The following is a 12,784-nucleotide window of genomic DNA, read 5'->3' on the forward strand; positions in this document are numbered from 1 at the left end:
GATCAAAACATCCCATCTATTAACATACTTACTTCAGCAAATATCCTAATAGAGGAGAGTTTTATAGTTCCGGCAGCGGCATGGCCGCCGCCGGTCACCAACATCCATTTACTGACGGGCTTTCTCCCAGGCTTCTGTTGCTCTCTTCTCCACTTCTTCCCAAGTGATATCGCCGGCAATGTATTCCTGCATCGCTACACCCATCGCGTCTTCTGTCCAGCCTGTAGGAGCGCCGAGGAAGACCCATCCAAGTGTATTGCCTTCACTTGCGTACTCGTAGATCTGCTGGGAAATTGGATCGGCAATTTCAAGATCCTCGTACCCTTCGTAAGCAGGAATGAATTTGAACTCTTCTGTTACGAATTTCTTACCTTCTTCAGATGTGTACATCCAATCAAGGAAGTCTTTACTTGCTTGAACCACTTCATCTTCAGACTCTTTGTTCACAACCCAGTAGTTTGGCACACCGACAGGGATGCTGCCTTCATAACCTTCCACCGGAATAGGCAGGATGCCTACGTTGTTTTGAGCGAATTCTTCATCCATGGATTCAACGGTATTGTATACCCAGTTCCCCTGCTGGATCATAGCTACTTTTCCAAGGGAGAAGTTTTCTTCCACCTGCTGGGAATAATCAAGGCTCAAAACAGGCTGGACGGAATAATCTTTCTGGAGATCGGTGAAACGTTTCATCTGATCACCCATTTGGAATTCGACTGTATCGGCTTCATAGGCTTCCGTCACACTATGATTGAACTCATCCGCCAAGTATGCGTTGGAAAGGTGGTTCCCAAGTACCCACTTCTCTTTTGCTGCGAAGGCGATCGGTGCTTCGATGCCAAGCTCATCCTTCTTGGAATCAAGGGTTTCCAAAGCTTCTTCAAAGGCATCAAAGGTTGTAATTTCTTCCGCGTTGATTCCGGCTTCTTCAAAAACTTCCTTGTTATAAAGCATGCCGTAGCCTTCCTGGTTGAATGGAAGTCCCAGAACCTGATCATCGCGGGATACGCCTGTCAAGGTTCCTTCCAATGCAGCTCCAGCGGCTTCTGTATCAGATAAGTCAGCAAGGTACTGCTCGTATTCATCTACATCTGTTGGTCCGCCTACGTTAAAGATGTCAGGCTCTTCCCCGGAGGAGAAGGATGTTTTCAAGGAAGCTCCGTAATCATTTCCTCCACCCACTGTTTTTACGTTGATATTTACATCAGGGTTTTCTTCTTCATACATGGAAACAAGCTCTTCAAATTGATCCTTGAATTCTACTTTGAACTGGAAAATATCTACAGTTGTCTGATCGCCGGATGCACTATCAGAGGAGCCTGAATCTCCGCTGCTGTCAGAACCGAAGGAACAGCCTGCAAGAGCAACAGTTGAAGCGAGTACAGCAGTAGCAAAACCCGAATAAAGTTTGTTCTTTTTCATTACATCCACCCCTATTTTCTATTAATCATTGAATCCGCTTTCATATCACATGAAAAAAAGAGAACCATTCCGGCGATGTTGTGCAACGAATCGTGCATACGTTTGCACAAATGATATTAAAAAAAGCTCGCCGGCTTGTCCATTGAATATAAAGAAGAGTGCTTGATATTCATGTGAATACGTTTGCATAAAATTCAATGACCACTTGAGTTGATTAAATCATAACATGTGCCTGTCTTAAACACAACACCATTTTTCAAATAATTCCTGAAACGGGCAGCGCTTTCAAAAGACCGTTTCCTTCACGGTTATGGGAAGCCCGTCCCCAACATAAACTAATGAAATGAGGTGATCGATATGAAGAAAAAGAACAATTCCATCAACTGGGAAGCTTTCTCTGAAAATGTTGAAAAAGTTCTGGGAGAAGACTTCTGGAATGATATGCATCACGTCATTCCGAAACGCGGACCATCGTATGATTTATTCGAAACAAAGGATCAGGGGGTCGTTGTCGTTGAACTCCCCGGGTTCAGTAAAAATGATCCACTCCATCTTTCCCAGCAAGGGACACACCTCATTATTCAAGGCGAAATCACACCTCATTATCCAGTACCTGTAGAAGAGCTCCATCACAATGAACGAATGAAAGGGAAGTTCAAAAGAGTCATTCCGATCCCTTTCCATTTTGCATTCGAGGATGTTGTCACTTCCTATAAAGAGGGCCTGTTGATTATTACTATTTTCAAACGTCCGCATCGTCAGGAGATGAAGGTCATTTTTGAAGATTAATAATGCAGAAAAATTTCTTTTTCATCGGTTTGTTTTTTCTGCAGACGTATCTCAATCCGGCCTTCCCGATATTGGGCGTAGACGTTTCTTCTGCTGGTTGCCGCCGGAAGTTTAATGGTCATCCGGCCGGCTTCCACTCCCTCCACATACAAATATCCGCTGCCGACACTCAGTCTGATCATATCCGGATCCACCGGATGACTGAGGGATACTGTAACCACAACTTCATTCATCAGTTCCACGACCTTCACCTGATCCAGCTCCTGTTCTTTCCTCAGGTGTGATTCATGGTGAAAAGGAGTAGAAGACAAAGCTTCCTTCATCGACTGTTGGAGAAAGTCATTCATTTTATCGCCATTCATCCAGTTGGGAACGGGACCGTTCCAGCTGCCATCTTCACCACCAACCGGATTGAACCATTTCATAAAGTCCATCATGCTTATCTTTCCCTTTCATACATTAGTCATAGGAGGTGATTTCATGAGCCGCATCCATTTTGGTCAGCTGTCGATCCACCAGGTTTCCAAATCCTCAGGAGTGTTTTCAGGTACGAATTTCCAGTCCGGCTTCAAGGCACACGCCCGTGTGTATGAAGGGAATGGAAAAGTCGTCGGGCATCGCAACTCCCTCCTCCATAATAAACACTTAATAATGAAACGCCCTTCTGCCGATGGGGATTAACCGCTATGTTTTTTTCACGAAAGCGGCGGGATTCCAATAAAAAAACAGATGACTTGGAAAAACAGATTGAAGAATTAAAAGCAGCTCTGCAGCAGGTCAAGGGACGTCCGATCGAATACCACATCCATATCGACCATGTAACAATCAAGGAACCTTCTCTGGAACAGCTGACCTTCCAGCTTGATCAACTCGATATTGAGGAACTGAGCGGTGCATTGAACATGGGGAATAACTTCGGGGTCCATGTAAAACCCAAGGCCTCCCCCGCACCCAAGCTTAGACAAACCAATGACGGCTTAAAATTCACCTTCCCTTCCAAGGAGGAGTAAGATGGCTTATTTATCACCGAATTTCTTCATCGGAAGTATCCGGATCGGAACGATCGAAAATGCTTCCTGCCTGAACATGGGGAATAACGTACCCACAGGTTTTGAAGGACATCAGAAACTCAACCAAGGGTTCGGAACCATTCACGGGGACGGAAACACATTGGAAGAACTAAAGTCCATCCTCAGCGACTCGGCGCTGCTGGATTTCATGTCCAAACAAGAAGACACGGAACTGCCGGAATGGATTCAAAACATGATGGAAGAAAAAATGAGAGAGGCTCAGGAAGCTGAATAGTTCCCGGGCTTCTCTTTTTTCTTATGCTCTGAACTGTAACTGGTGACAGGCATATCGATCAGATCATTGTCATACACCACATTGATGTTGCACGAAAGAATGTTGCCGTCTCCAATCACGCTGCCGAGCGCTGCATTTAGTTTTTCATGACTGCTCCAGTTTGACTGGGTATTGGGTCCGACGAAGATGCCCGAGTTCTCTACAATCTGATTAACATAAATAGAATCGAAACGAATGTCGATATGCGTCCCTCCTACACTTGAACGTTCGGTTGAGGGTTATTCACCGTAGGGTTATTGATCGGAGTATCTGTGAAGTCATTATCAAAAATCGTATTCACATTATTGGTGGCAATGAAAAAACCGACAGGAATACCAGCTGCATTATTGTTCTTGCCCTGCCACGACCAGTCCGGCTGATTATTCTGACCAGTGGATATCAGGCCATTCTCGCTTAGTGAATTGACAGCAATCTGATTAAAGACGACGGATACAGGCATTTCTATTCACCTCACCTTTTCTAGACTATCCTATTCCCCCGTCACTGGAATGTGTCACTCCCCGAAATCATCGACCTCCATGTTATAACAATCGAAACATAAGGGTATAGAAACGTGAACGTCCTGCTTGAAGACCACTTCCTCTTCCAACAGTTCCTGCTTGCAGCTCCAGCAAAGGGAACGGAATCCATTCAGGGTTTTCAAAGTATGTTCAACCGTCGTCACCTGGATCACTCCTTTCTGTTGGTTGTAGTATAGGGGATTTTTTCAACGATGACGAACGCCGATTCATCGTCATTCAACGGAGATTCGGTTTACTTTTTTTCCTTTGGCTTATCGTTTTTTCATTTTTGGAAGGATTTTGGAGTGTAAAACGCAAAAGTGTCTATATAAAAAGAAAGGGGAATGAAATCATGACCACCATACCATTCGCTGTCCAGCTTTATACATTAAGGAACGAAACAGAGAAGGATTTTGAAGGAACGTTAAGGAAAGTAGCAGATTTAGGATTCCAAGGCGTTGAGTTTGCCGGTTTCGGTGGACTTTCCCCTGAGAAAGTAAGCGCACTTCTGGACGAGCTGGGACTGAAAGCAGCTTCCAGTCACGTTCCACTTGAGGAACTGAGGGGAAATTTGACCCAGGTGATTGAAAACCATAAAATCATCGGAAGTCCTTACATCGTGTGTCCTTATATCGAGGACAGGGAGCCCGGGGATTACGAGGTTCTGATTGAGGATTTGAAAAACATCGGCGCTGTCTGCCGTGACCACGGCCTGACATTGTGCTACCATAATCACGACTTTGAATTGACTCCGCTTCCTGATGGAGCCGTTCCTTTGGAAAAAATCTTTCAGGAAACCGGTGAAGAGGACGTACAGGCGGAATTTGATATCTACTGGATTCAAAAGGCTGGTGGGGATCCTGCGGCCTGGATCGACCGTTACCAGGGGCGTACACCGCTCATCCACTTAAAGGATATGACACTGGATGAGGAGCAGTTTTTTGCGGAACTGGGTACAGGAGGCGTCGATCTGGATACCATTTTCACCCTCGGGGAGAAAAACGGTGTGAAATGGTGGGTGGTGGAGCAGGACGAAAGCCGCCGGACCCCGATGGAAAGCCTTGAAATCAGCATGTCCTACGTCAAAAATAAATTCCCATCTTTACTAACAAACTGAGTGTTCCCAGAAAAAAACCTGACTGAGCGCATCCAGTCAGGTTCTTATTTATTCTGATGAATTCTCCATTTGTTAAATTCTAAAAATTCACGGAACTGCTCTTTGGATACCCCTGAATTCATGGCTTCCTGGACAAGTGTCATCCAGTCCTGATCCAGTGTTTCATCCATCGGCTCTGATTCGCCGTGAAGGAGAAAATTAATGGAAACATCAAGTTCCTGAGAAATTTTTGTCAGGAATTGTATCGAAGGATTCGTCTGGATGTTCCGCTCGATCGAGCTCAAATAAGACTTTGCGACCCCTGCTCTATCCGCCAGTTCTGACAGCGACATATGTCGGTCTTTACGTATTTTCTGTATGCGTTCACCGATCATATTTTCACCTTCTTTCTATGTACTACGAGTATAGCATACTTACGGTTTTCGTTCTATTTAAAGCACGTTTTTACTTTGAAACGTGTCGAAAGTAGTAAGCCGCATTCCCCCGTTTTTTATTCTACCTATTATTATCGGCTTCGACAAAAAATTCTTTAATTTTTTGTTCTTCATCAGATCAGGAATTGATACCATCAAAAACAGAAATACTATAAACAAATCAAAAAAAAGGTGATTTGCATGCATGATATTGTAGAAGAGTTTGAAATAACCTTCAATCAAATCCACCAGCACCTGAAGGAACTGAACGGATATCCTAAAAACGACAATTTCGTAGAGCTGCTTCAGCATTCCAAACTGAAGCACAGTGTCGTCCGTGTTCATTTTGACCAGCTTAAACAATATGCCAAATTAAGAAACGCCATTGTCCATGAACGGATCAGCGGTGATTATTATATCGCCACGCCGCATGAAGATGTCGTCCATCATTTGAAGAGCATTAAAAAGGTTCTTGAGCAGCCACCTGAAGCTCTGACCTTCGCTACGCGTCCTGTCCTGTTCTTTAAGATGAGCACGGATCTGCTTCATATTATGGAGGCATTCAGCAAGCACGGGATTTCCCAGTTCCCCATCTATGATGACAGCCATCGCTTTGCCGGACTCCTGACTAATGACGGCATTGTCCGTTTCCTTGCACAGACAGCTGAACATGGAGACCCTCCCGCCCTTCACGCACAGGCCGCCGATGTTCTTGGCTATGAGAAACATGCCAATGTTCAATTTCTTTCCACGACCGCCTCAGTATTCGACTTAGAGGAAAGGTTTGAGAAGAGTCTGAATGAAGATAAGAAACTGAAAGCGGTCATTCTTACGAAAACAGGACAACCGGATGACCTTCCTATGGGAATCGTTACCACGTGGGATTTGATTAAAGTTGATAGGCGGGAACAGGATATTTCGTAATTCGGAATTTTAACTGATTAAAGATTGAATCCATGTATTCAGGAGTATATGATGGACTTAACTGACCATATAAGAAAGAGGTGGCCGACGTTGCACGAAAGAAGACAAGAACCTTTCAGATATCCATTCCAATCACCTCTCCCTGGTTTTTATAACAAGAAATTCAGCCCACAGGTGTCCGGGCCGCTTGAGGTCAATGACATCAGCCTGAACGGCATGCGCTTTACCTCCTCCCCGCAGCCTCATTTGTCGATGAGAGATGAAGTGATTATTTCGTTTATGATGGACGGGGAAACCTTCACCTTTGAAGGCCGGATCATCTGGCTGAAAACCAATGAAGAGAAAACAACGTGTGGTTTACATGTCTTTGATTACCCGGACCGTTTGAAGAATAACATTCAAAAGCTTGGAGATTCCCTGGCAGAACATCAAAAGACTCAAATAGAATCAAAGTCTCCTTAACAAGGAGGCTTTTTATATGCGCCTTTTTCCATCACCCCCTTCAAAAATCCAGGAAAGATCCGGTGGGCTGCGCACACGCGGCAGCAGGGATGGGGGAAAACGGCCCGCTTTCCTCTGGTGGAACCGTCAGGACGTTCAGACTCCCGCTTGGTCCCTTCTACTACGGGAGTCCAACGCTGCCGCTACTCTGTACGTGCCCGTCCTATTCTTATCACTTCAATTCAGGCTGTTATCATACAATGAAAAAGGGTCTTCCCTGCGTAGAGAAGACCCTTTTTCATTTATTCTTTCGCCGATCGTTTTCGGAAGAATCCTGTGATTTTTGCAGACAGGTCATCAAAATACGTATAGACAACCGGAATCAAGACCAATGTGAAGAAACTCGAGACGGTAAGTCCGAATATAATCGTGACGGCCAGTGGCTGCTGGGCTTCAGCTCCACGTCCGATACCGATGGCCAGAGGGACCATGCCTAGAACCGTTGTCAGCGTCGTCATTAGAATTGGACGCAGGCGGCTTGGTCCAGCCTCCAGAATGGCTTCATACCTCTCATAGGATTTCCTGCGGAGTATATTTATATAATCCACTAGAACAATGGCGTTGTTCACGACAATCCCTGCCAGCATGATTATACCGACAAAGGCCGGCAGACTGAATGGAAGTCCTGTCATGAACAATCCACCGCTGATCCCGATAATAGTAGCAGGGAGAGAGAACATGATGATGAATGGGAAAAGGAAGTTCTCAAACTGCACAGCCATGACCGCATAAACGAGAAACACAGAGAATAGCAGGGCCAGGGATAAATCACCGAAAGCTTCCTGCATATCCTGCGCCTGGCCGCCAATCGTGTAGGAGTATCCATCCGGGAAATTCAAGGCATCCAATTCCGCCCGGACCTCCTCGGTCGCTGTTCCCAGATCAATGTCTGAGATTTCCGCTTCAACGTTCACCTGAGGCTGCTGATTTTCTCTCAACAGTGAGACCGGTCCCTGGACCTGCTCCAACTCGGCAATCGTCGCAAGTGGAACCAGAGCTCCGTTCGGTGTTTGAACCGACATGCCCTCTAAGTCCGCAATCGTCTGCCGCTCCTCCTCCGGAAGCAGGAAGCGTACGTCTTTTTCATCCGTACCATCCCGGTACCGGGTAGCGACTTGTCCATTGAATCCAAGCTGCACCTGGCTGATCACCTGCTGCTCGGTCAGCCCATATTGAGACGCTTTCGCTTCATTGACGGTAATATTCATCTGCGGGCGTCCTTCATCGGTCGAAGAAGCGGCGTTCTGAACACCATCCACTTCATTCATCAAGTAGGCGACCTGACCGCCGAGTTCATCAAGCACTTCATATTCAGGACCGTTCAACTGTACTTGAAGAGGTGCTCCTGTCCCCAGTCCTGCATCCAGTTCACTGACTTCGATTTCAGCTCCCGGAATATCAGACACGGCTTCGTCCATTTCCTTCATCACCGTCTGGGTCGTTTTCTCCCGTTGATCAGGTTCGACCAGTTGAATGGTGTAGGAAGCAAAGTCAGAGGTGCTTGCTCCAAAACCGCCCATATTACCTCCTCCGATAGACAGGTAACGAACATCCACGAGATTTTCAAAAGTATCCAGCTGCTCGTCCACCTGAGCGGTCACGGACTCTGTTTCATCCAGCGAGGTCCCTGCCGGCATGTTGACCCTTATTTCCACCTGACCCTGGTCAGACGGAGGGATGAATTCCGTGCCGATCAGAGGCACCAGAGCAGCACTTCCGACGATTAGAGCTCCTGTAATTGCGATCGTCGTTTTCCGGAACTTCAATACCCAGCGCAGCATCGATCGGTACCCATTGTTCACTTTATCGAGGAATCGATCGAACCAATACCGTCGTCCGCTTTCTTTCAAGGACTTTGTTAACAGCTTCGACGACAGCATCGGAATTAACGTGACCGATACAGCCAGCGAGGCAATCAAAGCAAACATGATTGTCAGCGCAAGCGGAGTAAAGAGTTCCGAGGCAATCCCTTCTACAAAAATGATCGGCAGAAAGACAACAAGTGTTGTCGTAGCCGAAGCAACAACAGCAGGAGCAAGCTCTGAAGCTCCCTGTTTAGCTGCTTCCACCATTGAGTATCCCCGCTGACGGTAGCTGACGATATTCTCCAAAATAACAATGGAACTGTCCACCATCATACCGATCCCAAGAGCCAGTCCTCCCATCGTCAGCACGTTCAGTGTCTCTCCTGTGAAGTACATTAATGTGAAGGTCGAAATGATGGCGATCGGAATGGACAGACCAATGACAAGCGTCGCCCGGATACTTTTCAAAAATAGCAGCAGGACGAGCACGGAGAAGATTCCTCCGAGAATGATGTTTAAAACGACACTGTTAATGGATATTTTAATAAACTCCGATGTATCCAGAACGATATTCGTGCCGACTTCTTCTGGAAGGTCTCCCTGCACTTCATCAAGGGCTTCCCTGACATTGTCCGCCGTTTCCACTGTGTTGGCTTCCGACTTTTTCAAAATAGAAAGAACGACCGATGAATCCCCGTTTACTTTACTCACCGTATCAGAGTTCGTCAGTGTTTCACTGACATCTGCGATTTGATCAAGGGTAACCTGGGCACCTGTCTGTGATTGAATTCTCGTATTCTTCACGTCGTCAATCGAGCTGAACTCCCCGTCCACCCTGATCTGGAGGTCCTTCTGTCCTTTTTCGATCGTTCCTGCAGAGGCGGACTGGTTGGAGGCGTTGAGCGCCTGGATGACCGTTTGTGAATCAAGTCCATACTGGGCCATCTGCGCACGGTCGACAAGCACCTGGATTTCACTCATCTGACCGCCTTCAATACTGACGGAAGCAACCCCTTCCTGCCTTTCCAGAAACGGAACAATCCGGTTTTCCGCTGCCTGCTGTAATTCATCCGGGGTATCTCCCGAAAGGCCGATGGTCATAATAGGAAGCTGCTGTGGATCAAATCGCAGCACACTTGGATCCGAGGCTCCTTCCGGAAGGACCCCGGTGATTTGATCCACATTTTCTCTTACCTGTAAAAGCGTGCTGTCCAGATTGACTCCTGTATTAAACTGAAGAAGGACAAGAGACGCTCCAGCCTGTGATTGAGACTGAAGCACCTCCAATCCTTCAATACTGCTGACAGACGATTCCACCGGCCGGCTGACCAGCTTCTCCACCTCCTGGGGGGCCGCTCCCTCGTATGAAGTGGATACGACCGCAATCGGAAGCTCAATTTCAGGATATAAGTCGATGGTTAAACTTCTTAATGAAACGAATCCAAGGCCTAAGATGGCGGCCACAATCATAATGACACCTACAGGTCTTTTGACGGACAGATTAACGAGCTTCATCAGAATCCTCCTTCATGATGGTCACCTGTGCACCATCTGAGAGGGTCAGCTGTCCTGTAGTAATAACCTCATCCTCTGCCGTAAGATCACCAGAAACGGCAGAGAAGTCACTCTGTGATTCGATCACTTCCACATCCACACGGACAGCCTTCTCTTCCTCGACTTTATATACGAATGTCTCATCATTTTGTTCAACAAGACAGTCCGTAGGAATAATCAACGTGTCCTCAACGACATTTTCGGGGAGCAGGAAGGAGGCCATCATCCCCGGCTTGATTTCCTCTCCGGCATTGTCGACCGTCGCTTCAACTGGATAAAGGCCGGTATCGTCGGGAACAGAAGAGATGTAATCGATAACTGCCGCTGCTTCTTTTTCCAAAGCAGGGAGGTCGACTTGGAGCTCCTGTCCCTTTTCAAAAAGATCCAGCTGTTCAGGAGTGATGGAAGCGGAAATAGTCATCGGGTTCAAACGAACGATTGTTGCAAAGGGCTGCTGATTTGTCACCGTGTCCCCTTCTTCTGCACTCAGGCTTGCGACTTCACCTGTCACAGGAGCTGTAATCGCCTCATTCGCTGCCTGTTCTTCCGCCTGGTTCAGCTGCACATTCGCCTGTTCTACTTGAAGTTCCGCCTGATCGACAGCCACCTCTGCCTGATCGAGCTGCTGCTGCGCCTGATCGACTTGAGCTTCCGCCTGAGCGACGGCTGAAGAAGACTGGGACTTCTGTCCTTGAAGCTGCTGATACTGAGCCTGGGCTTGATCAGCTCTACTCTGCGCCTGACTGTAGAGAGCTTCTGGAATGGTGCCTTCATCCACCAGTTTTTTCGTTTCATCGGCAATCTGCTGCGCCTGCTCATACTGCTGACCTGCCGCCTCTGCCGCTTGAGCAGTCTGACCGGCTTCCGACTGAGAGGCCTGTTCTGCCAATTCCACCTGGTCTTTTGCGTTCTTAACGCCAAGCTGCGCCTGCTCTTCAGAAATCCTGGCATTCTCAAGCTGTTTTTCTGCCTGTCGGACAGCAATCTCCTGCAGTTCTACCTGATCCCCCACATTCCCACCGGGGCGGACGACGGCTATCGTCTCCCCTTTTTCTACACGGTCCCCTTTAGCGATATTCAAGGTGGCCACTTCCCCTGGCGTCTCGGGCATCACCGGGGAGGAATCAGGCGAGGCCGCGCGTCCTGTAATTTTTCGTTCAATAACGAAATCCTCGTTTTGAACACCATCCACCTTCACCGGAGTCACCCGTTCTTCTGTCTCTTTCGAGCTTTCCTCCTGCATACAAGCGGTTACAAAGAAAAGTAGTATAAGTAGTAGCAACAACCGTTTCATTAAAGACTTCCCTTCCGTAGTAAGACTCCGAGGTCCCATCATTTTCCTATCTATATTTTCCCTAATACCTTCCGCAAACATACGACAAAATCCCACTGTTTTTGTGGGAGTGACCAAATAGTCACAATTATGAATTATGTTACTAAAGTGTGAAATGTATTGCAACTTGTAGTGTTTTAGCGAAAATGACAATATTGTGAAAGGTCCAAGCACTATTAGAGGGGACTTTGTGATACACCGGGGTCATCCATAAGTGCTGGGAATGGCAGCGTTCCGCTTACCGGTGGATGCCTGCCTCAGGCGTCACCATCGGAAACTCCTCGTGACATCCCCGGGGTGACTTCAAAAAAAGGGGTTCTTTTTTCCAACTGACACCGGTCGGAACTGCTCCATCCTCTCCCTTAGAGAAATCAAAAAAAGGCTGCCGAGATTGTTCTCGACAGCCGGAAACCTTCCTTTTCAGGAGGTTCTTTTTTTCATTGAAGCAGGTTGCCGAGCTGGGCAACCATAAGATCCAATTTTTTAATCTTAGGCAGGTCGTATTCAGGGAACCGTTCATCGAAATGATTGAACATCGGTTCAAGGGCTTCATCCTGGATCAGCTCTTCATACGTTTTGAATGTATGCTGATACTGTCCGATATACCGTTTCATTTTCTTCTCAAATCCGGACAGGTGATAAGTAGAGGAGAAATCAAAGGCTTTCACAATATCACTGTCATAGGAAGGAAAGCCCGGATTGATGGTATGAAGCATGGAAGCCGCCAGAGGAAACTGCATCGTAGGGTTTCCCTTATGATTCTTCACTTCATATAAATCCCTGGTGATCTGGACGATATTCGGCCGTTCATATCCCCTTTGTTCTTCCATCAGTTTAAAATAGAAAATCTCGAATTCCTTCGTTAAGCTTGGATTATCGAGCCGGAAGAAATGGCGGAAGATGAATTGGTACAAGGTGTCGTCCGGCACATAAGTATCATGGAAGACGGTTTGAAGGTAAACATAAACATCCAGTTTTTCGAGCGGGATGTTGTTCACTACTTTTTCATAGTCTTCCAACAGCAGGTCTTTTAAGTCGTTCGCCGTTCTATACTTCATCAT

General features: G+C 46.9%; 15 protein-coding genes. 8 read left to right on the forward strand and 7 right to left on the reverse strand.

Translation table 11 applies throughout. The annotated features are described in order from the left end of the window. Nucleotides 1-108 precede the first annotated feature (108 nt). A complete protein-coding gene (locus tag ACXAGL_RS04740; RefSeq protein ID WP_474990173.1) occupies nucleotides 109-1,422 on the reverse strand; it encodes an ABC transporter substrate-binding protein in 1,314 nt (437 codons plus the stop codon). A gap of 357 nt (nucleotides 1,423-1,779) precedes the next feature. On the opposite strand from ACXAGL_RS04740, the gene ACXAGL_RS04745 reads away from it, so the two are divergent. Beyond that, nucleotides 1,780-2,211 (forward strand): Hsp20/alpha crystallin family protein, encoded by a 432-nt coding sequence (locus ACXAGL_RS04745; RefSeq protein WP_474969727.1) that lies wholly within the window; start codon nucleotides 1,780-1,782, stop codon nucleotides 2,209-2,211. Here the strand turns inward: ACXAGL_RS04745 and ACXAGL_RS04750 are convergent. After that, a complete protein-coding gene (locus ACXAGL_RS04750; protein WP_474970862.1) occupies nucleotides 2,208-2,648 on the reverse strand; it encodes an Hsp20/alpha crystallin family protein in 441 nt (146 codons plus the stop codon). The genes ACXAGL_RS04745 and ACXAGL_RS04750 overlap by 4 nt on opposite strands. A gap of 43 nt (nucleotides 2,649-2,691) precedes the next feature. On the opposite strand from ACXAGL_RS04750, the gene ACXAGL_RS04755 reads away from it, so the two are divergent. From ACXAGL_RS04755 to ACXAGL_RS04765, 3 genes are read left to right on the forward strand one after another with little or no spacing between them, the layout of a single operon-like run. Then, a complete protein-coding gene (locus ACXAGL_RS04755; RefSeq protein ID WP_281658960.1) occupies nucleotides 2,692-2,892 on the forward strand; it encodes a hypothetical protein in 201 nt (66 codons plus the stop codon). Between the two features lie 5 nt (nucleotides 2,893-2,897). Then, nucleotides 2,898-3,221, forward strand: a complete 324-nt coding sequence (locus tag ACXAGL_RS04760) for a hypothetical protein (RefSeq protein ID WP_474969729.1) — start codon at nucleotides 2,898-2,900, stop codon at nucleotides 3,219-3,221. Nucleotide 3,222: 1 nt separating this feature from the next. Continuing rightward, on the forward strand, nucleotides 3,223-3,516 hold the full coding sequence (locus ACXAGL_RS04765; protein WP_474969730.1) for a hypothetical protein: 294 nt from the start codon (nucleotides 3,223-3,225) through the stop codon (nucleotides 3,514-3,516). 253 nt (nucleotides 3,517-3,769) lie between these two features. On the opposite strand, the gene ACXAGL_RS04770 is transcribed toward ACXAGL_RS04765, so the two are convergent. Next, a complete protein-coding gene (locus ACXAGL_RS04770) occupies nucleotides 3,770-4,015 on the reverse strand; it encodes a hypothetical protein (protein WP_027954760.1) in 246 nt (81 codons plus the stop codon). Between the two features lie 114 nt (nucleotides 4,016-4,129). Here ACXAGL_RS04770 and ACXAGL_RS04775 point away from each other — a divergent pair, with 114 nt between their 5' ends. Together ACXAGL_RS04775 and ACXAGL_RS04780 are read left to right on the forward strand one after the other, a co-directional pair. After that, nucleotides 4,130-4,273 (forward strand): hypothetical protein, encoded by a 144-nt coding sequence (locus ACXAGL_RS04775; RefSeq protein WP_474969731.1) that lies wholly within the window; start codon nucleotides 4,130-4,132, stop codon nucleotides 4,271-4,273. A gap of 155 nt (nucleotides 4,274-4,428) precedes the next feature. Further along, nucleotides 4,429-5,193 (forward strand): sugar phosphate isomerase/epimerase family protein, encoded by a 765-nt coding sequence (locus tag ACXAGL_RS04780; RefSeq protein WP_474969732.1) that lies wholly within the window; start codon nucleotides 4,429-4,431, stop codon nucleotides 5,191-5,193. Between the two features lie 44 nt (nucleotides 5,194-5,237). Here ACXAGL_RS04780 and ACXAGL_RS04785 read toward each other — a convergent pair whose 3' ends face one another. Next, on the reverse strand, nucleotides 5,238-5,567 hold the full coding sequence (locus tag ACXAGL_RS04785; RefSeq protein ID WP_474969733.1) for a helix-turn-helix domain-containing protein: 330 nt from the start codon (nucleotides 5,565-5,567) through the stop codon (nucleotides 5,238-5,240). 240 nt (nucleotides 5,568-5,807) lie between these two features. Here ACXAGL_RS04785 and ACXAGL_RS04790 point away from each other — a divergent pair, with 240 nt between their 5' ends. Next, nucleotides 5,808-6,530 carry a CBS domain-containing protein gene (locus ACXAGL_RS04790; RefSeq protein WP_474969734.1) on the forward strand — a complete coding sequence of 241 codons (723 nt, stop codon included), beginning with the start codon at nucleotides 5,808-5,810 and terminating at the stop codon, nucleotides 6,528-6,530. 90 nt (nucleotides 6,531-6,620) lie between these two features. Further along, nucleotides 6,621-6,992, forward strand: coding sequence for a PilZ domain-containing protein (locus ACXAGL_RS04795; RefSeq protein WP_474970860.1), 372 nt, complete (start codon nucleotides 6,621-6,623; stop codon nucleotides 6,990-6,992). A gap of 281 nt (nucleotides 6,993-7,273) precedes the next feature. On the opposite strand, the gene ACXAGL_RS04800 is transcribed toward ACXAGL_RS04795, so the two are convergent. The 3 genes from ACXAGL_RS04800 to ACXAGL_RS04810 form a co-directional block, all read right to left on the reverse strand. Continuing rightward, complete coding sequence (locus ACXAGL_RS04800) at nucleotides 7,274-10,351, reverse strand: efflux RND transporter permease subunit (RefSeq protein WP_474990174.1); 3,078 nt, start codon at nucleotides 10,349-10,351, stop codon at nucleotides 7,274-7,276. After that, nucleotides 10,338-11,684: an efflux RND transporter periplasmic adaptor subunit gene (locus ACXAGL_RS04805; RefSeq protein ID WP_474990175.1), complete on the reverse strand. Its 1,347-nt coding sequence runs from the start codon at nucleotides 11,682-11,684 to the stop codon at nucleotides 10,338-10,340. The genes ACXAGL_RS04800 and ACXAGL_RS04805 overlap by 14 nt, the downstream gene beginning before the upstream one ends. Before the next feature lie 476 nt (nucleotides 11,685-12,160). Beyond that, nucleotides 12,161-12,781, reverse strand: a complete 621-nt coding sequence (locus tag ACXAGL_RS04810; RefSeq protein WP_474969738.1) for a hypothetical protein — start codon at nucleotides 12,779-12,781, stop codon at nucleotides 12,161-12,163. Between the last annotated feature and the right edge of the window lie 3 nt (nucleotides 12,782-12,784).

The organism is Halobacillus sp. ABA4_118, from assembly GCF_056160205.1.

Coding starts and splice junctions, on each gene's coding strand:
- ACXAGL_RS04740 (WP_474990173.1), bottom strand. CDS start 1,422: ATGAAAAAGAACAAACTTTATTCGGGTTTTGCTACTGCTGTACTCGCT.
- ACXAGL_RS04745 (WP_474969727.1), top strand. CDS start 1,780: ATGAAGAAAAAGAACAATTCCATCAACTGGGAAGCTTTCTCTGAAAAT.
- ACXAGL_RS04750 (WP_474970862.1), bottom strand. CDS start 2,648: ATGATGGACTTTATGAAATGGTTCAATCCGGTTGGTGGTGAAGATGGC.
- ACXAGL_RS04755 (WP_281658960.1), top strand. CDS start 2,692: ATGAGCCGCATCCATTTTGGTCAGCTGTCGATCCACCAGGTTTCCAAA.
- ACXAGL_RS04760 (WP_474969729.1), top strand. CDS start 2,898: ATGTTTTTTTCACGAAAGCGGCGGGATTCCAATAAAAAAACAGATGAC.
- ACXAGL_RS04765 (WP_474969730.1), top strand. CDS start 3,223: ATGGCTTATTTATCACCGAATTTCTTCATCGGAAGTATCCGGATCGGA.
- ACXAGL_RS04770 (WP_027954760.1), bottom strand. CDS start 4,015: ATGCCTGTATCCGTCGTCTTTAATCAGATTGCTGTCAATTCACTAAGC.
- ACXAGL_RS04780 (WP_474969732.1), top strand. CDS start 4,429: ATGACCACCATACCATTCGCTGTCCAGCTTTATACATTAAGGAACGAA.
- ACXAGL_RS04785 (WP_474969733.1), bottom strand. CDS start 5,567: ATGATCGGTGAACGCATACAGAAAATACGTAAAGACCGACATATGTCG.
- ACXAGL_RS04790 (WP_474969734.1), top strand. CDS start 5,808: ATGCATGATATTGTAGAAGAGTTTGAAATAACCTTCAATCAAATCCAC.
- ACXAGL_RS04800 (WP_474990174.1), bottom strand. CDS start 10,351: ATGAAGCTCGTTAATCTGTCCGTCAAAAGACCTGTAGGTGTCATTATG.
- ACXAGL_RS04805 (WP_474990175.1), bottom strand. CDS start 11,684: ATGAAACGGTTGTTGCTACTACTTATACTACTTTTCTTTGTAACCGCT.
- ACXAGL_RS04810 (WP_474969738.1), bottom strand. CDS start 12,781: ATGAAGTATAGAACGGCGAACGACTTAAAAGACCTGCTGTTGGAAGAC.